At 65.5% G+C, this 17,592-nt stretch carries 19 protein-coding genes and 1 tRNA gene; 8 read left to right on the top strand and 12 right to left on the bottom strand.

The window, feature by feature from the left end:
• The coding region (locus B1A78_RS13920; RefSeq protein ID WP_144037831.1) for a diguanylate cyclase domain-containing protein at window positions 1–394 on the bottom strand (394 nt) is incomplete at its 3' end.
• A 62-nt stretch (window positions 395–456) separates the two neighbouring features.
• Here B1A78_RS13920 and moaA point away from each other — a divergent pair.
• The 3 genes from moaA to B1A78_RS13905 all read left to right on the top strand — a co-directional run bounded on the left by moaA (window position 457) and on the right by B1A78_RS13905 (window position 2,416).
• Window positions 457–1,470, top strand: coding sequence for a GTP 3',8-cyclase MoaA (gene moaA / locus B1A78_RS13915; RefSeq protein ID WP_077147533.1), 1,014 nt, complete (start codon window positions 457–459; stop codon window positions 1,468–1,470).
• A 37-nt stretch (window positions 1,471–1,507) separates the two neighbouring features.
• A complete protein-coding gene (locus B1A78_RS13910; protein WP_077147537.1) occupies window positions 1,508–2,278 on the top strand; it encodes an NAD kinase in 771 nt (256 codons plus the stop codon).
• Window positions 2,279–2,341: 63 nt separating this feature from the next.
• A tRNA-Asn gene (locus B1A78_RS13905) sits at window positions 2,342–2,416 on the top strand.
• Window positions 2,417–2,528: 112 nt separating this feature from the next.
• Here the strand turns inward: B1A78_RS13905 and B1A78_RS13900 are convergent.
• Together B1A78_RS13900 and B1A78_RS13895 are read right to left on the bottom strand one after the other, a co-directional pair.
• A complete protein-coding gene (locus B1A78_RS13900) occupies window positions 2,529–3,212 on the bottom strand; it encodes a GntR family transcriptional regulator (protein WP_077147532.1) in 684 nt (227 codons plus the stop codon).
• Between the two features lie 147 nt (window positions 3,213–3,359).
• A complete protein-coding gene (locus B1A78_RS13895; RefSeq protein ID WP_179102053.1) occupies window positions 3,360–4,454 on the bottom strand; it encodes a phosphotransferase family protein in 1,095 nt (364 codons plus the stop codon).
• A gap of 181 nt (window positions 4,455–4,635) precedes the next feature.
• Here B1A78_RS13895 and B1A78_RS22710 point away from each other — a divergent pair, with 181 nt between their 5' ends.
• The gene (locus B1A78_RS22710) at window positions 4,636–5,010 is read left to right on the top strand and encodes a nuclear transport factor 2 family protein (protein WP_179102052.1); all 375 of its coding nucleotides are present in this window, start codon (window positions 4,636–4,638) and stop codon (window positions 5,008–5,010) included.
• Here the strand turns inward: B1A78_RS22710 and B1A78_RS13885 are convergent, their stop codons facing one another.
• On the bottom strand, window positions 5,011–6,012 hold the full coding sequence (locus B1A78_RS13885) for a LysR family transcriptional regulator (protein WP_077147530.1): 1,002 nt from the start codon (window positions 6,010–6,012) through the stop codon (window positions 5,011–5,013).
• Between the two features lie 140 nt (window positions 6,013–6,152).
• Here B1A78_RS13885 and B1A78_RS13880 point away from each other — a divergent pair, with 140 nt between their 5' ends.
• The 4 genes from B1A78_RS13880 (at window position 6,153) to B1A78_RS13865 (ending at window position 11,176) form a co-directional block, all read left to right on the top strand.
• Window positions 6,153–7,400: a cytochrome P450 gene (locus B1A78_RS13880; RefSeq protein WP_218667982.1), complete on the top strand. Its 1,248-nt coding sequence runs from the start codon at window positions 6,153–6,155 to the stop codon at window positions 7,398–7,400.
• 196 nt (window positions 7,401–7,596) lie between these two features.
• The gene (locus B1A78_RS13875; protein WP_077147535.1) at window positions 7,597–9,870 is read left to right on the top strand and encodes a TonB-dependent receptor; all 2,274 of its coding nucleotides are present in this window, start codon (window positions 7,597–7,599) and stop codon (window positions 9,868–9,870) included.
• 99 nt (window positions 9,871–9,969) lie between these two features.
• Entirely contained in the window at window positions 9,970–10,368 is a 399-nt protein-coding gene (locus B1A78_RS13870; protein WP_144037830.1) for a GFA family protein, read from the top strand.
• Between the two features lie 10 nt (window positions 10,369–10,378).
• Window positions 10,379–11,176: an SDR family NAD(P)-dependent oxidoreductase gene (locus B1A78_RS13865; RefSeq protein WP_077147527.1), complete on the top strand. Its 798-nt coding sequence runs from the start codon at window positions 10,379–10,381 to the stop codon at window positions 11,174–11,176.
• Window positions 11,177–11,182: 6 nt separating this feature from the next.
• On the opposite strand, the gene B1A78_RS13860 is transcribed toward B1A78_RS13865, so the two are convergent.
• The 8 genes from B1A78_RS13860 to B1A78_RS13825 all read right to left on the bottom strand — a co-directional run.
• Window positions 11,183–11,563, bottom strand: coding sequence for a limonene-1,2-epoxide hydrolase family protein (locus B1A78_RS13860; RefSeq protein WP_083734170.1), 381 nt, complete (start codon window positions 11,561–11,563; stop codon window positions 11,183–11,185).
• On the bottom strand, window positions 11,563–12,339 hold the full coding sequence (locus B1A78_RS13855; RefSeq protein WP_077147526.1) for an SDR family NAD(P)-dependent oxidoreductase: 777 nt from the start codon (window positions 12,337–12,339) through the stop codon (window positions 11,563–11,565). The genes B1A78_RS13860 and B1A78_RS13855 overlap by 1 nt, the downstream gene beginning before the upstream one ends.
• 4 nt (window positions 12,340–12,343) lie before the next feature.
• Window positions 12,344–13,456, bottom strand: coding sequence for a hypothetical protein (locus B1A78_RS13850; RefSeq protein WP_144037829.1), 1,113 nt, complete (start codon window positions 13,454–13,456; stop codon window positions 12,344–12,346).
• 23 nt (window positions 13,457–13,479) lie between these two features.
• The gene (locus tag B1A78_RS13845; protein ID WP_077147524.1) at window positions 13,480–13,887 is read right to left on the bottom strand and encodes a hypothetical protein; all 408 of its coding nucleotides are present in this window, start codon (window positions 13,885–13,887) and stop codon (window positions 13,480–13,482) included.
• Window positions 13,884–14,912: a phosphotransferase family protein gene (locus tag B1A78_RS13840; protein WP_077147523.1), complete on the bottom strand. Its 1,029-nt coding sequence runs from the start codon at window positions 14,910–14,912 to the stop codon at window positions 13,884–13,886. The genes B1A78_RS13845 and B1A78_RS13840 overlap by 4 nt, the downstream gene beginning before the upstream one ends.
• Window positions 14,909–15,970 carry a zinc-binding dehydrogenase gene (locus B1A78_RS13835; protein WP_077147522.1) on the bottom strand — a complete coding sequence of 354 codons (1,062 nt, stop codon included), beginning with the start codon at window positions 15,968–15,970 and terminating at the stop codon, window positions 14,909–14,911. Before B1A78_RS13835 ends, B1A78_RS13840 begins: the two co-directional genes overlap by 4 nt.
• A gap of 104 nt (window positions 15,971–16,074) precedes the next feature.
• Window positions 16,075–16,815 carry a helix-turn-helix transcriptional regulator gene (locus B1A78_RS13830; protein WP_144037828.1) on the bottom strand — a complete coding sequence of 247 codons (741 nt, stop codon included), beginning with the start codon at window positions 16,813–16,815 and terminating at the stop codon, window positions 16,075–16,077.
• Window positions 16,816–17,007: 192 nt separating this feature from the next.
• On the bottom strand, window positions 17,008–17,592 hold a 585-nt coding region (locus tag B1A78_RS13825; protein ID WP_077147520.1), incomplete at its 5' end, for an SDR family NAD(P)-dependent oxidoreductase.

The following is a 17,592-nucleotide window of genomic DNA, read 5'->3' as shown; positions in this document are numbered from 1 at the left end:
CCGATTCCTCGCGGACGATCTGCGCCGCCGCGATGCGGATCGCGAGCCGGCCGTTGGGGTCGCCGACGATCGGTTCGGCGAGCGCGACATGCAGCGCGCGCTCCTGCGCCCTGAGCGCGCCGAGCGAGAGCGGCGCCGCCGGCACGATCAGGAAGCGCGGCCCGTCGAGCCGGTCGACATGCGACCCCTGCCCGAACTCGTCGCCGGCGAAATTTTCGAGCCGCCGCCCGATCTCCTCGAGCACCGCGTCGCCCGCCTCGGTCCCGGCACTGTTGTTGATCCGCGCGAGCTGGTCGACCTGGACGAGGATCACGCCGACATCGGCGTCGTACCGCAAATGGAGCGATTCGAGGTGCCCGACGGCGGCGGCAAAGCTGTCAACTGCGCGATTCATCGGCGCCCCCATAGCAGGCATTGCTTGCCAATCCCCTGCCTTTTGCAGCAATATTGCCCGCGATGGCCGATCAGGCAATCTCGACCCTCGCCCCGCTGACCGACGGCCATGGCCGCCGGATCGATTATCTGCGCCTGTCGGTCACCGATCGCTGCGACCTGCGCTGCCGTTATTGCATGGCCGAGGACATGCAATTCCTGCCCAAATCGGCGGTGCTCAGCATCGAGGAAATGGCCGAGCTGGCCGAGCGCTTCGTCGCGCGCGGCATCCGCCGCATTCGCCTGACCGGCGGCGAGCCGCTGGTGCGGCGCGGGATCGAGACGCTGGCGATGCGGCTCGGCGCGCTGATCGGGCGCGGGCTCGACGAACTGACGCTGACCACCAATGCGATGCGGCTGGCCGAATATGCGCCGATGCTCGCCGCCGCCGGGGTGCGCCGGATCAACGTCAGCCTCGACACGCTCGACGCGTCCGCCTTTCGCCACATCACCCGCGTCGGCGACCTCGCCGTCGCGCTGGACGGCATCGCCGCGGCGCGCGCCGCGGGACTTGCGGTGAAGATCAACATGGTCGCGCTCGCGGGGCTCAACGAGGACCAGCTGCTGCCGATGCTCGATTGGTGCGGCGCGAACAATTGCGACCTGACGCTGATCGAGACGATGCCGCTCGGCGAAATCGCCGACGACCGCAGCGATCATTATATCCCGCTCCACGCCTTCGTCGCGCCGCTGCGCGCCGAACGCTCGATCTTCCCGATCGACAAGAAGACCGGTGGCCCGGCGCGCTATTTCGGGGTCGAGGACAGCCCGGTGACGCTTGGCCTGATCACGCCGCTGTCGGACAATTTCTGCACCACCTGCAACCGCATCCGCCTGACCGTCGAGGGACGCATCTATATGTGCCTGGGGCAGGAGGACCATGTCGACCTGCGCGCCGCATTGCGCGAGGGCGGCACCGATGCAGTCGATGGCTTGATTGACAGCGCATTGGCTGGCAAACCCCGCGCCCATGACTTTCATATCGAACGAAAGTCCAAACCGGCGGTCGCGCGTCATATGAGTGCAACGGGCGGCTGACACGTCGCCCGTTTAGATGGGGAAGGCGGGGACCAACATGCATCGCAAGATCGCGCTCGTCGCGTCGAACGCGCCCGCGGGGCTGGAGGCCGAGGCCGAGCTGCGCCCGCTGTATGATTTCGTCGACCTCAACGATGCCGACCTGCTGATCGTGCTCGGCGGCGACGGCTTCCTGCTGCACATGCTGCACCAGCTGCTCGACCAGCGGCGCAGCATGCCGGTGTTCGGGATGAACCGCGGCACCATCGGCTTCCTGATGAACGAATTTCGCGTCGAAGGCCTGCTCGACCGGCTTGCCGCCGCGCGCCCCTATCTGATCCACCCGCTGTCGGGCGACATCACGACGATCAGCGGCGAGCGTCATATCTTGCCCGCGATCAACGAAATCTCGCTGCTGCGCGAAACGCGCCAGGCCGCGAAGCTCGAGGTGATGATCAACGAAAAGACGATGCTCGAGGAGCTGGCGTGCGATGGCGTGCTCGTGTCGACCCCGGCGGGGTCGACCGCGTACAATCTCAGCGCCAACGGCCCGATCCTGCCGCTCGAATCGCAGATGCTCGCCCTCACCCCGATCAGCCCCTTCCGCCCGCGGCGCTGGCGCGGCGCGCTGGTTCCCGAATCGACGAGCATCCGCTTCAACGTCCGCGAAGCCGCCAAGCGCCCGGTCAGCGCGGTCGCCGACCAGCGCGAAATCCGCGATGTGAAAACGGTCCTGGTCACCACCGACCGCAGCCGGCCATTGACGCTGCTGTTCGACCCCGACCAGGGTCTCGACGAGCGCATCGCGATGGAGCAATTTATCGTCTAAAGGGGCTTGCAATATCGAACGCGTGGCGGCAAAGGGGCCGCCTTGCCCGCCACGGCGGTCTGTTCCTCGGTAGCTCAGCGGTAGAGCTCTCGACTGTTAATCGAGCGGCCGTAGGTTCGAATCCTACCCGGGGAGCCATTTCTTTCCAGACTTGTTCGGTGCTCTGCCAAAGCTGGTCAGCTTTGCGTTCTTGTCCTGCGAAGGTCAGTCCCATCACGCCGTGCGATGGGGCCGTTCGGGCCATCGGATATCAGCGCGACGAACCGCCATCGATCGCCCATGTTCGCGAATCGGATCCGGCAGTCCCCGACAGCACTTCGGCATTCTGCCCAAAATGCGCTTTCATCGCCTCATCGGCCTCGACCGGCGCGCGGTCGAGGATCGCTTTTGCAATTCGCGCATAGCTTTGCGCGTGCTGGATCCGCTGCGTCTCCGAGCGCAAGGGTTCGACCTGCGCGCGATAGAGATAGGTGCGCGACAGCGTCATGATGCGGGCAAGCTCGCGATTTCCACCGATATCGATGATCGTGTCGTAAAAATGCTGCCGATCCTCGAAATATTCGGCGCGGTTGCCGGCAGGCCCCGAAAGCGCAATGCGCGCTGCCGCGTCCTTGACGCGTTTCTGGTCGGCCTTCGACTGACAGCGAAGCGCGGCAAGCCGCGCGGCCAATCGAAAGAGCGGTTCGAGCGCCTGCAACAAATCGAGGATCGCGGCGACGTCGAGTTCGCCGATCGAGGCGCCGCGATGCGGATTCCAGACGACGATCCCCGCCGCCTCCAGAAGCTTTAGCCCTTCGCGCACCGGGCCGCGGCTGACTCCGAGCCGCTGCGCCAGATCGGGTTCGACCAGATTCTGCCCCGGGATGAAGGCGCCGGTCCGAAGACCCAGAATGATCGCATCATATACCTGGTCGGCGGCGCTTCGCTTTCTCACCCCCGAAACCGAAGGTTCATCGGCAGAAGCAGGCGGGTTCCGTGTGGAATTCATTCTGGCAGCCCTGTTCAGCGCGAACGTCGAGTGACGTGCGTCGGTCCAGAACTAAGCGGCGAGCGGGTCGATACGCAATGGAGCAATCGACGATCATTCGCGCAGCAACGCGAGGGCATCATGGTCGAGCACATGGCTGACATGACGATCGAGCATGGTCAGGAACATCCGGTCGCCGCGCTCGGTCCGCTGGACAAGCATCGCGGCGCCCACCGCGACGTTGATCCCCGCGAAGGTAAAGTGGCGATAGTCGTCTTCGAATTCGGCCGGCGAATAATCGCGCACGCCCTGTATCTGCAACTCGTCCAGATAGGCCGCGATCAAGGCGGGCTCGACCGCACGGCGCGCTTCGGGCGTGTAGCCGCCGCCGATCAGATAGGCGACATCGACCGCGCCGCAGCCGAGCGCGACCGACTGCCAGTCGACGACGACGAGCCGATCGTCGTCGAACAGCATATTGTCGGGGCGAAAATCATTGTGGGTGATGCAGCGCGGCCGCGGCCGCGGGCGGTCGTAGACGTCATAGCCCTCGGCCAGCGCGTCGCACACGCGCCGCTGGTCGTCGCTGAGCATGGCGTCGTAACGATCCCGAAACCCCGGCCAGGCGCCGCGAAAGACGTCGGCGGTGTAGAAGGGCTGGCCGGACGCGGCGGTGTCGAGCCAGGCGAGGTCGGCATTCTCGCCCTGCTCCCAGAAAGCGGCATGCAGGCGCGCCGCCTCGCGCACCGCGCGTTTCGCGTTCCCGTCCGACAACCCCCTGAACTGGTCGCCGGGCGCTGCGGGCGCCAGATCTTCGAGCAGCAGCGCGAAGCCTCCGGCCTCGTCCATCCGGGCGCCATAGCAGGCGGGTATCGCGATCCGCGCCCTCGCGGCCAGTTCGCGATAGAAGCGCACCTCCCGCGCATAGAGCGACCAGGCCGCCGCGACTTCGAGGCTGGTCGGGTCGGTCGAGGAAAATTTTCCGATCAGCGTCGCGGGCGCGGGATCGCCGCCCGGGGTATAGCGCAGGCGAAAACGCGCGGTGTCGCCCAATTGGCCGGTACCGATCCGCTCGACGCTCAGCGCTTCGATGGCGACGCGATATCCGGCATCGAGCAGCAATGCTTCGATCCAGGCGGCATCGACTTGCTCGGGACGGGGGACGGCGCCGGCCGCGACGAGTCCGGCGGGCGCGATGCTGCTGGTCACAAATGCCTCTCCAATGCCCCTTTTCGGCGGGACCTGACGATGAGGATGCGAAGGCGCTGCGGCAAAGTCCAATCGGCCTTTGCCGCCGACCCATCGGGGCGCCCGATGGATGGCGGCGTGGAAACAATTGGTATCGCCGCACCGACCGGCCGAAGAAGCCGAAACCAAGGGGAGAGCAAAGATGACCGACGACCGGACGCAGCGCGCGCTTGCCATATTGGCCGCTATCGGCACGGGCGCGGTGCCAGTCGAGCAGTTCACGCCCGACGCCCGTTGGTGGTGGAATGGCGGTCTCGACCTGCCGGTGGCGGAGTTCGCCGCGCTGATCGCCGAATTGCATATGCAGACCGAAAGCGGGATCGCGATCACGCCGGGGCTGATCCTGGCGCAGGACGACAGTATCATGGTCGAGGCCACGTCGTCAGCACGGCTGACCAACGGCCGCATTTACGACAACCGCTACATCTTCCTGTTTCATTTCGACGGCGACCGGGTCCGCACGGTGCGCGAATATAGCGACAGCGCGCATGTCAACGCGACCTTCGATCTCGCCTAGTTATCCGAACGAGCCGATCGGCAGCCGCTCGACGCTTTCGCCTGCGGCCTCGCGCGCGGCCTGCCAGCGTTCGGCATAGTCGAAGAAGCGCCGCGCGGCCTTGTTCGGCGCGGTGCCGAGCACGACCGAGAAGTCCATGAAGAAGTCCATGTCCTCGACCGGCCGGAAGACGAGGCCCGTCGGGGTCGGGAACCAGCCGATGCCGATGCAGCAATGGCCGCTGCGCAGCGCATAACGTTCGATCGCCAGCGCGTTGCCTTCGGACGGTGCAAGCGGGATCGCGCCGCGCGACAGCATGAAGCTGACCATCGGATTGATGAAGGCGTCGCCATGCTCGCCGCTGAGCATCGCGATCCGCCGTCCCGCGAGCGCATCGCCGGTTATGACGTCCATCGCGGCGAGTTCGCTCGCTTCGGGGACCAGCAGGCCGATCTTGCGGCGGCAGAGCAGCACGCGTTCGAGGGCGTCGGGATATTGCACCTCGTTGACGATCAGCCCGCTCGGGACTTCGTGCAGGAACTCGGCGGCCGGAATGCCGGCCGCGATACCGAGGAGCAGCGCCGCATCGAGTTTTTCGGTCAGCAGGTCGCGGACCTGGTCGGTCTGCAGCCGGTTGTCGATCGAGTAACGGATATCGGGGCGCGCCGCCGCGAACGCGTCGAGCAGGCTGATCCGGTCGGCAAAATCCATCGTGTACATCGCCGCGCCCAGCCGGAAATGCGTCACGGTCGCATGTTGCATCGACTCCGCATCATGGCGGACCTCGTCGGCGAGGGCGAGCAGCGCCGCAACCTTCGGCAGCAGCGCGGCGCCCTGCTCGCTGAGCGTCACGCGCCGCGATGTGCGGTGGAAGAGCAGGAAGCCCAGCGTCGTTTCCAACTCCTTGATCTGCCCCGAGACGGTGGGCTGAGTCAGGTGGAGTTTCTCCGCCGCGCGGGTCACCGACATTTCGCTCGCGACCGCGGCGAAGCTGCGCAGCAGCTTGAAATCCAGATGGTGCATATCCTCTGACCCAGTCGCTCTATCGGCAATCGTCGGACAATTTAGCAGATTGATCGGCGCGGTCTATCGATTCACGGCGAAAGTCGATTGGACGCCCGCTCCCGCGCCTTCCTACGATGAGGGTGGAGAGGAGAAACGGCGTGGCGACACAGCGCGTAACCGATATCGACGAGGTCATCACCGACCCCGCAACCTATGCCGACGAGGATCTGTACCACCGCGCCTTCGCACAATTGCGTGCCGAGGACCCGGTGCACTGGTGTGCGCCGACGCAATATCACCCCTTCTGGGCGGTGACGCGGCACGCCGACATCATGCGCGTCGAACTCGACGCAAAGAGTTTCCTCAACGAACCGCGGCAGTTCCTCGTCACCATCGACGACCAGAAGATGCTCGAGGAACAGACCGGCGGCAGCAATTTCGCGCGCAACCTCGTCGCGATGGATAACCCCGACCACAAGGCCTATCGCGCGCTGACCGCCGACTGGTTCGGCGCCAAGAGCGTGCGTGCGCTCGAGGAAAAGATCGCCGACCTCGCCCGCGAGACCGTCGACCGGATGGTGGCCAAGGGCGGCGCCTGCGATTTCGCGAAGGACATCGCCGCCTGGTATCCGTTGCGCACGATCATGATCGTGCTCGGCGTGCCGCGCGAGGACGAGCCGCTGATGCTCGAACTGTCGCAAAAGGTGTTCGGCGGCAGCGACGCCGACAGTGGCGGCGGCGACGGCATGGCCTCGATGCTCGAGGCCTTCAACGCCTTCAACCAATATTTCAGTGGCGTCGTCGCCGACCGGCTCGACAATCCACAAGACGATGTCGCCACCCTGCTCTCGACCGCGACGATCGACGGCGCGCCGATCGGCGAGGCCGAGCGCAACGCCTATTTCCTGATCGTGGCGGCGGCGGGCCACGACACGACCAGTTCGGCGATTTCGGGCGGGCTGCTCGCACTGATCCGGAATCCTGACCAGATGGCAAAGCTGCGCGCCAACCCCGATCTGATGCCGCAGGCGGTCGACGAATTCATCCGCTGGACGACCCCGGTGAAGCATTTCTTCCGCACCGCGGTCGAGGATTGCGAGGTCGGCGGGCGGGCGGTGAAGGCGGGCGACAGCCTGATGATGTGCTATCCCTCGGCGAACCGCGACGAAGCGGCGTTCGACGACCCGATGGCGTTTCGCATCGACCGCAAGCCCAATCGCCAGCTTGCCTTCGGCTATGGCCCGCACGTCTGCCTCGGCCAGTTCCTCGCCAAGATGGAAATCCGCATCCTGTTTACCGAACTGCTCGCGCGGATCGACGATATCGAACTCGATGGCGATCCGGCATGGGTGAAGGCGAATTTCGTGTCGGGGCTGAAACGCCTGCCGATCCGGTACCGCGGCTGACGAATGACGGGAATCAGTCACGATATCGATGCCGCGATCGTGACTAGGAAGGATGCAATACTCGAAGGCTTCCATGCCTTTTTCCAATGGATGGGCGACCAGTCACGATTGGACAGAGGTACGGTGGGGATGTGACAAAGTGCAACAAAGCCCGCGGCCACGAAGCCGCGAGGCAGACTATGGGATGGAGGGTTTCATGAGAGTCATTCGGATATTTTCCGCGGCGCTGCTTGGCGCGACCGCGCTGACCGCGGTGCCGGCGCTGGCGCAGGAGGCGGCCGGCGATACCGCACCCGCGGCCGAGGAACAGGCGACGACGGGGATCGACGACATCGTCGTGACCGCGAACCGCCGTTCGGAATCGCTGATGAAGGTCCCCGTCGCGGTGTCGGCGCTCGCGACCGAGGATCTCGACCGCCAAGGCATCACCTCCAGCTTCGACCTAAGCGGTGCCGTCCCCTCGCTCCAGGTGACCAGTGCCTTTGGCGAAGCGCAGCCCAACTTCACCATGCGCGGCATCGGCGTCGGCAATGAATATGGCGCGAACCAGGTGTCGCCCGTCGGCGTCTATACCGACGACAATTATCTGAGCGCGCGCACGATGCACGGTCTCCAGCTCTATGACCTCGAACGCGTCGAGGCGCTGCGCGGTCCGCAGGGCACGCTTTACGGCCGCAACACCACCGGCGGCGCGATCAACTTCATCTCGAACAAGCCGACGCTCGACCCCGGCTCGCGCGGCTATGTCGAGGCGGGTTACGGCCGCTTCAACGAGGTGCGCGGACAAGGCGCGATCGAAGGCACGCTGATCGACGACGTCCTCGGCTTCCGCGCCTCGGTCAATTATGTCGAGGCCGACGGCTATGTGAAGAATATATTCCCCGGCCAGCCCGACGCGAACTCGAAGGATTCGATCGCCGGCCGCCTGATCATTCGCGCCAAGCCGAGCGAGAAGCTCGACATGATGCTGAAGTTCACGGGCAGCAAGGGCAAGCCGACGCAGGCGGCGGCGTTCCACCGCAACGACGGCACGGGCACCTCGAACTATTTCCGGTCGAACGACGGCCTCAGCTTTTTCGAGACGAACCAGCCCGACCTCGGCTTCAACGACGTCAAGAATGCCGGGGTGCAGTTCAACATCAATTATGAACTGAGCGACACGCTCTCGCTGCAGACGCTGAGCGCCTATGACTGGTCGAAACAGGCGCTGACGCAGGAAGGGTCGGGCACGCCCGTGGTCGGCTTCCTCCAGACCAATTATGGCGACGTCTACAAGCAGTTCAACCAGGAGGTGAAGCTCGCCTATGCCGGCGACAGCACCAACGTCCAGGCGGGCGTCTATTATGGCTGGGACAGCATCGACAATATCGACAAATACCGCCTCGTCAGCACGCTCTATTTCTACCAGCACTACCGCCAGGAACGGAACAGCTACGCGGCGTTCGCGCAGCTCGACCAGGACATCGGCGACCATTTCGGCTTCACGCTCGGCGTGCGCTACACGAAGGACAGCAACCATCATTATGATGCCTATTCCTTCCTGACCGCCTTCGCCGACCCCGCGACCTCGCCGCCGTTCGTCACCTATGACTTCGACCCGGCCGATCCCGATGCCGCGGCGATCACCTTCACCCACGGCAGCATCTCGCCCGCCGGTGTGATCACGCCCGAGGCGTCGAAGCGCCGCAAGAGCAGCCGCGTCACCGGCAAGGTCGGCATCGACTACACCTTCGACAGCGGCACGATGCTCTATGCCAACTATAGTCGCGGCTATCGCGCGGGATCCTTCTCCAGCCAGTTCTACGCGGGCAACCCGATCGATTTCGTGCCGCCCGAACAGGTCGACGCTTATGAAATCGGCGCCAAGACCCGGCTGTTCGACGGGCTGGCGACCTTCACCACGGCGGCGTTTCTGACCAAGTACAAGAACCAGCAGCTCAACGAGGTGATCGGCACGACGGGCTTCATCCGCTCGGCCCCGGGTTCGACGATCAAGGGGGTCGAGGCCGAACTGAACGTCCGGCCGGTATCGACGCTGACCGCGAACCTGTCGGTGACCTGGCTCGATGCGACCTATGACAAGCTGACACTGTCGGGGACCAATCTCGACGGCAACACGCTGCCCAACGCACCGAAATGGACGATCAACGTCGGCGCCGACTGGAAGATCGCGCCGCTCGGCAATGGCGAGATCGTCTTCTCGCCGAACCTCGTTTATACCAGCAAGCAATATTTCTCGCCGTTCAACGACGAGGCCGGCAACCAGTTCCTCAACTCGCCCGGCCATGTGCTGGCCGACGCGACGCTGGGCTGGGAGGGCGAGCAATTGTCGCTCCGGCTGTGGGCGACCAACATCTTCAACAAGAAATATTTCATGTACGGGCTGAACCTGCGCGATGCCTTCGGTTACGACTATCTGCTGCACGCCCCGCCGCGGATGTACGGCGTGACCGCGCGCTATAATTTCTAGGAAAAGGGGGCGTCGCCGGCGGGACCTCCGGGTTCCGCCGGCTGCCATTTCCGGTTACGACGTATCGACATGACGACAAACGACCAGACATCCGAACGCATGACCGGCGCCTGTCTTTGCGGACAGGTGCGTTACAGTTTCGACGGCGCACCCCTCCTCACCGCGATCTGCCACTGCCGCAACTGCCAGCGCCAGTCGGGCAGCGCCTTCGGGATCGTCGCGGCGGTGCCCGAGGTGGATTTCGATCTGCAGGGCGAGACGAGGACCTTCCTCGACAGCAGCGACGGCGGACGCACCGTCGAGCGCATCTTCTGCCCCGCCTGCGGATCGCCGATCCTCTCGAAGATCGAGCCGATGCCGGGCATCATGCTCATCAAGGCGGGGACGCTCGACGATCCCGGCCACCTGCAACCGGCGGTCGAAGTCTATTGCGACCGCGCCTTGCCCTTCCTGCCGGCGCTGGCGGGAACCGAACGCCACGCCCGATCCAATATCTGAGGGACAAGCCATGACCGCAATTCTGAACCTCGGCGGCAAGGTCGCCGTCATCACCGGTGCCGCGTCGGGCATCGGCCGCCAGACCGCGACTTTGTTCCATGCGCTCGGCGCACGGCTGCTGCTGACCGACATCGACACCGCAGGGCTGGAAAGCTTCGCCGCCGAACTCGGCGGCGATGTGCTGACCGCGACGCACGATGTGACCTGCGAGGATGCATGGCACGCCGTTTTCGGGCAGGTCGACGCCGCCTTCGGCCGGCTCGACATCCTGGTGAACAACGCCGGCATCATGATGTCCAAACCCTTTGCCGAGGCGGGGGTCGACGTGCTGCGGCGCCAGATGGCGATCAATGTCGAGGGCGTCTATATGGGCATGCACGGCGCACTGCCGCTGATGCGCGCCGCGATCGCGGCTGGCGCAGCGACGACGTCGATCGTCAATATCTCGTCGGTCTATGGCAAGGTCGGCGGACAGCAGTTCGCAGCCTATAGCGCGACCAAGGGCGCGGTGCGCGGGCTGACCAAGGCGGTCGCGGTCGAGCTGGCGGGCAGCGGCATCCGCGTCAACGCGGTGCTGCCCGGCCCGGTGGCCACCAACCTCGGCGCAAGCTGGGATCCGCCGACCGACGCCGAAGGCAAGCCGCTCAGCCCCGAAGAGGGACTGGCCGCCTGGACCCGGCTGATCCCGATGGGACGGCTGGGCGACGCGACCGATATCGCGCCGCTGATCGCCTTTCTCGCGAGTGATGCCGCCGCCTTTATCACCGGATCGGATTTCATCGCCGACGGCGGCTACACCGCCGCCTGACCGAGATCAGGGCATCGCGCGTTCGAGTTCGGCAAGGTCGAAATAATCGCGCCACGCAGCGATACGGCCGGCGCCGTCGACCTCGAACACCCCCGCCGCGCGCACCGAGGTCCAGTCCTGGCCTGCGAAGCGGAAACGATCGTCGCGTTCGGTAAAGACGAGCGGGCCGTTCGCGACGATGGCGAGGATGCGCCAGTCGATCGCCTCGGCAGCAAGAAACGGCTCAAGCATCGCCATCGTCGCATCGCGGCCATGCGCGGGTTCGAGCGGGATACCCGCGCACACGACATCCTCGGCGAGAAGATCGGCGATGCTTGCGCGGTCGCGGCGGTTGAAGGCGGCGACCAGTGCCTCGACCACCGCGACCGCGTCCCGCTGGTCCGGCATCAGCCGAGCGGAACCTGCGTCGGCTGGCCCGACCCTGCGGTCACGCCGCCGTCGGCGACGACGATCGATCCGTGCATATAGCTCGCGTCGTCGGAGGCGAGGAAGGCGACGATCCCCGCCATCTCCTCCACCTGCGCCGGCCGCTGCGCCGGAATGCCTTCGAACCAGCGGGTGAGCAGGTCGGGCAACGCCTTGAAGGCATCGGTCGCCGGCGTCTCGACGAAGCCGGGGCAAAGCGCGTTGATGCGGATATTCTCGCGCGCGTGATAGACCGCCATCGCCCGCGTCAGGTTGATCACCGCGCCTTTCTGCGCGCTGTAGGACGGATAGGCGCCCTCGCCGCCCAGGCCGGAGATCGAGGCGATGTTGACGATCGACCCGCCGCCGCGCGCGCGCATGTGCGGGATCGCGGCGCGGCAGGTGAAGAAGACCGAGTCGAGATTGACCGCGGTGCTGCGCCGCCAATCCTCGGTGCTGTGGTCGGGGATCAGGTCGATCGCCGCCTTGGCCGCATTGTTGACCAATATGTCGAGCCCGCCGAAGCGTTCAACCGCCGCCGCGACCAGTGCCTCGACATCCGCCTCGTCGCCGACATCGGCGCGCATGAAATGGGCGTCGGGGTGGCCAAGTTCGGCGAGCGCGGCCGCGCCATTCGCCTCATTCTGGCCGCAGAACAGCACCTGCGCACCCTCGTCGAGAAGCCGCCGCACGATCGCGAGGCCGATGCCCGCCGATCCGCCCGTGACGATACAGGCCTTGCCCGCGATCCCCTTCATCCGATCAATCCTTGTCCCAGCGCGTAATATCCATCGCACTCTCGATCCCGAGCGGACGATAGGCGCCAAGGATCGCCTGTTCAAAGGTGCCGATGGTTTCCTCGACCGTGCCGTCGGGTTCGGTCATCCGCACCCGCGACAAGCGCTGAACGTGCAGATTTTCGAGCTTCATCGGATCGAGGTCGGCGACCGCGAAATCCTCGCGCTCGACGCGCAGGTCGCCGTGGTAGTTGCCGTGGAACCATTCGCTGTGGAAATAGCCGATGCCCTTCATCTGCATGCGGTGGAAGGGCTCGAACTCGAGCCGATAGGGGCCGGTGCCGTAATCGACCGTCAGCACGCCGCTCTTGGGCCAGAGCGTGCCGGGTTCGAGCACCGTTTCCATCTCGGCATTTTCGGTTTCGAGGAAGGATTCTGGACCGGTCCCGTCGGGGCAGAGCACCGAACGCTTGTTCCAGACATGCCCGCTCGGCTCGGCCGCGATGTGGAAGAAGAAGCTCTTGTCCTTGAAATTCAGCGGGGTCCATTGCCAGAAATAGCCCTGCTCGCCGGCGAGCGGATTGGGCTGCGGATCGGACATGCCGATCGGGCGCGTGCCCCACGACCGGTCACGCGTGCCGGTGCAGAGCGGGCTGAGGTCGATGCGCTTGCCGTCGATGCTGACCCAGCCGGTCCAGTGGCCGTTCTGCGTCAGGCGGGTGTAGTCGAGGAAGCCCTTCGTCCCGACCCGGCGCATGAAGCGCGGCTCCTCGATCGGAAAGGCGCGGCCGGTGATCGTGATGTCGGCGGCGATGCCGTCATGTTCCTCGACGACGATGCGCAGCTTCTGGAGCGGTTCGACCACTTCGATGCGGATCGGGCCGACCGAGGTGTCCATGCGGTCGGTGAGGACACGGCTGCCGCGCAGGCAATGCTGGACCCCGTCGACCTGGATCGAGATGCCGCAGTCGATGATGTTGAGGTGCGGATAAATGCCCATACCGGCGAGCAGGAACAGCGATCCATCGGGTTCGTAGCCGTTGAACCAGTAACGATCGTAAAAATTGCGGTCGGTGCCCGAATAGGCGATCGGCTCGGGCGTCTGGTGGATCGCGTAATCGTCGGCAGCGGTCAGCATGATGGTCTCCAGTTGGGGAAAGGTCAGAAATTGGCGGAGGCGATACGGCGGCGCTCGACCGAGCGCGCGAGTTCGCGCCAGATGTCGGCGTCGAGCGCGCGGGCATCGGTATCGTCGCGGGTTTCGAGCGCGGTTTGCAGATCGATGAGCGCGGCGCGCAGCCGGTCGTTCTCGGCCTCCAGCGCCGAAATGCGGAGGTCGGGTCTCGCGGGTGCAGCGATGGCGACGCCCCCGCGCTCCAGCAGTCCGCGCACTGCCTCATTCTCATCGAACAGCCGCGCGGCGGCGCGGTCGAACTCCTCGGCGATCATGTCGATCATCGCCGATCCCATCGCGACATTGTTGGCGCGAAAGCCGGTGAGTTCGGGAACGATTTCGGCGCGCAGCCGCGCCGCCAGATCAGCGGCGGCAACGGGTATCGACGGTTTCATAAATGCCCCATCAGTTCGAGGATCGCGCGATCCTGCGCGTTGCGGAGCCACCAGGCGGCATAGGCGTGGATCACCTCGCGCTCGCCGCTCGTCGTCGTCCAGGCATGGGCGCAACTGTTCCAGATGCCCTGCCCCTTCACGCAGTTGAGCAATTCCCACCAGTGCAGCGCCGCCGGGTCGGCGGTGAGCCCGCTCGCCGCCTCCCAGATGCGGATCGCATCCTCGCGCGGGGCGATGCCGCTGCGCCGGTCGTCCTTGCCGAAGGAAAAGACGCGCGCGAGGCTCCACGCCAGATCCTCGAGCGGATCGCCGCGGTGCGCCATTTCCCAGTCGAGCACCGCGATCAGATTGCCGTCGTCGTCGTAGAGGAAGTTGCCGGCGCGAAAATCGCCATGGACCATCGCCAGCTTTTGCGCCGGGGGCGGCGGATTGCGGCGCAGCCAGCGGATCGCCGCGCGGGTGATCGGTTCGGGACCGACGTCATTCTTGTCGAGCGTCGCTTCCCAGAAATCGAGCTCCTGCATCGCGGTGCTCTCGGGGGTCGCGGGGACCATGAAGTCGAGATCGAGCGCCTCGACCGGCACCGCGGCCAGCCGGCCCATCGCGCCCCACATCTGCCCGGCGATATGCGGCAGCTTGTCCTGCCAGGCGGGTTCCTGCAGCTGATATTCGCTGTTGTGATAGCCGCGCAGATCCTCGGCGATCGAGATCGCGCCGCCCATCGGGCCGGGATCTTCCTCGAGCAGGATCATCCGCGGCACGGGGATGCCATGTCCGTGGATCGCGCGGTACGCGCTATATTCGTGGTTGCGGTCGCTATCGACGTTGCTGACCGGCGGATCGCGGCGCAGGATCAGCCGGTCGCTGTGCGCGCCCTCGCCGTCGCTATAGCCGAGGTCGAAGCGATAGGTTTCGCGCGAGGCGCCGAGCGGCAGGCGGTGCAGCCCCTCGATCCGCACATCGCGCCAGTCGGGAAAGCGCGCCGCCAGATAGGCGGTCATATCGGCTTCGGTCAGGGCTTTCATGTCGGCGTCACCATCAGCTTGATGTCGGACCCGCCCCCCGACAGCGACGCAAAGGCACGGTCGACGTCGGCGAGGCCGACCGATCCGGTGATCATCGGCGCGAGCGCGGCGGGGTTGGCCGAAATCATCGCGAAGGCATCGGCGAAGTCGGCGGGCGAATAGGCAAAGACGAAGCGCAGTTGCAGCGCCTTTTGCAAGAAGAAGGCGGGTTCGATCGGGTCGGTTTCCATGCAGGTGCCGACGACGGTGATCGTCGCACCGATCGGCGCCGAGGCGCCGATCGCCATCAACATGCCGGGCTTGCCGACGCAGTCGAACAGCACCGCGCGCTCGCGCTTTTTCAGCTCGGGCGCCTGCGCCATCGCGTCGGACAGGCCGAGCGGCAGGCCGAGGCCGTCGAACCAGCCCTCGATCCCCGCATCGCCCGGCGCCGCGACGATATCGGCGCCCATCCGCGCCGCCATGTCGCGCCGCGCCGCATTGGGCTCGACCGCGAGCACGGGGCCATAGCCCAATGCCTTCAGGCGGGTGATGACGAACAGCCCGACCGGGCCGCAACCGAACACCGCTAAGGCGCAATTGGCATCGGCCCCGCTTTCCGCCACAGCATGCACCGCAACCGACAGCGGTTCGGTCAGCGCCGCGATGTCGGTTTCGACATGGTCGGGCACCGCAAAGGCGGCATCGGCCTGGAGCAGCATCTGCTCGGCAAAGGCGCCGTTGAAACGGTTCGAATAGCCGATCAGCTCGACGCCGTCGGGCCCGGCGATGAAGGGCTGCGCAACGACGCGCTGGCCGCGCTCGAAGCCGGCCGCGCTTTCCAGCACTTCGCAGCAATATTCATGCCCCATGACCACGGGCTTCGCGGGGTCCATGAAACCGCGGAAGCCCGCGCGATGGAGCAGGTTGCACAGATGATCGCTATGATCCTTGGCGTGCAGGTCGCTGCCGCACACGCCGCATACCAGCGGCCGCGTGATCAGCTGACCGACGCCGGGGCGCGGCTCGGCGATGTCGGTCAGGGCGAGCGTGCCGCCGTCGAGGACCATGGCCTTCATAGACTTCCATTCCCATCGTCCGCGCGATCAAAGGCGTGCGGATCATGGGAAAAAGCTATGCGGCGGGGTCCGTCATCGCCAGTGACGGAAACCCGCTATTGCCCTCAATGCCCGCCGAAAATCTTCGCGGTCATCGCGGCGCGATTGTGGACGTTGAGCTTGCGATAGATGCGCCGCAGATGGTTCTCGACGGTGAATTCGGAAATGCCGGCGATGAAGGCGACCTGCTTGTTCTGCTTGCCCGCGCCGATCAGCTGCGCGATCTCGAGTTCGCGCGAGGAGAGTTTCGCGGCAGCGTCATCGGGCGTCGCCGCATCCGCCGCCAGCGCCGCCTGCAAGGTCCCGCGTCCGCCCGCGCCGGCCAATATTTCCTCGAACAACTGGCTGATCACCATCTGCGAGATTGCGGCGGTCTCATGCTCGAGCAGGCCGTGCGCGACGTTCGACTTGCGCCCGCCCGTGGGCTGGCAATGCGCGCCGATGACGAGGAAGAATTCGGGCAGCACCTGCTGCACCCAGGCGCCGACGACGTCGACCGAATGGCAATTGATGAACTGGCGATATTCGGTGGCGCGGTCGGCGACGCGGTCGAGCCGGTCCTCGCCCCAGCGGATCATCCGGCCGCAGCGGTCGGTGCGGTCGACGACGCGCGTGAAGGGGTCCTCCTCGAACACCCGCCCGTCCTTATACGCATGCTGCGCCTCTTCGGAGACGCCATGGTGGAACAAATAGGTCAGGCTGTTCGCGCCCGCCGATTGCGACGAAAAGAAGATCGACAGGCTGTCGAGTCCGCAGGATGCGATCATCTGGTCGGCCCGGGCCGCAATATCGCGTGAAACCAGCATGTTTCCTCGCTCCTCTCCCTTGGCGCGCGGCTTTTGCCGCGTCGCCTCGTCCAACAGGTCTTTGAACGATTTCGTTCGACCATAACGGCAAGTTGGGAGTCGTTCAATTGCGCATTGCAACGCGCCGGACGACGCGCAAAATGCATCTCCGCGATTTCCTTCTACGCTTGAACTTGCGGCCTGATCTGCGCGTCAGGCCATGATCCCGCCGGCATTCGCGTGCAGGACCTGGCCGGTGATGATGCTCGCCCGGTCCGATGCCAGGAACAGGATCGCCTCGGCGATTTCCTCGGGTTCGGCCATGCGCTGCAACGGCAGCGCCTGCGTCACCGCCTTGACGGCTCCGGTGGTATCGGACTCCACCAAAGCCCGCACCGTCTCGGTCAGCGTCGGCCCCGCCGACACCGCATTGACGCGAACGGCGGGCGCAGCTTCGATCGCAAGCGCGCGCGTCAGTGCCTCGACCCCCGCCTTGCTGGCGCCATAGGCGGCGAGGCCCGGGGTTCCGAAGCGCGCCGCGGTCGACGACATATTGACGATGGCAGCACCCGGCTGCTTGCGAAGTTGCGGCAATGCGGCGCGGCAGAACAGGAAGGTGCCGGTCAGATTGGCGGCGATCGTCTCGGCATATTGGGCGTCGCTGGTATCCTCGACCGAAGCGGTGGGAAACCAGCCGGCGATATTGGCGAGGATGTCGAGCCGGCCGAAATGCGCAATCGCGGTATCGACGGCCGCTGCGGCGGTGGTTGCCTCTGCGATATCACCCCGACATCCGAT

It is taken from the genome of Sphingopyxis sp. KK2, from assembly GCF_001990265.1.
Lineage (GTDB): Bacteria > Pseudomonadota > Alphaproteobacteria > Sphingomonadales > Sphingomonadaceae > Sphingopyxis.
This window is presented reverse-complemented; position numbering and strand designations above follow the sequence as displayed.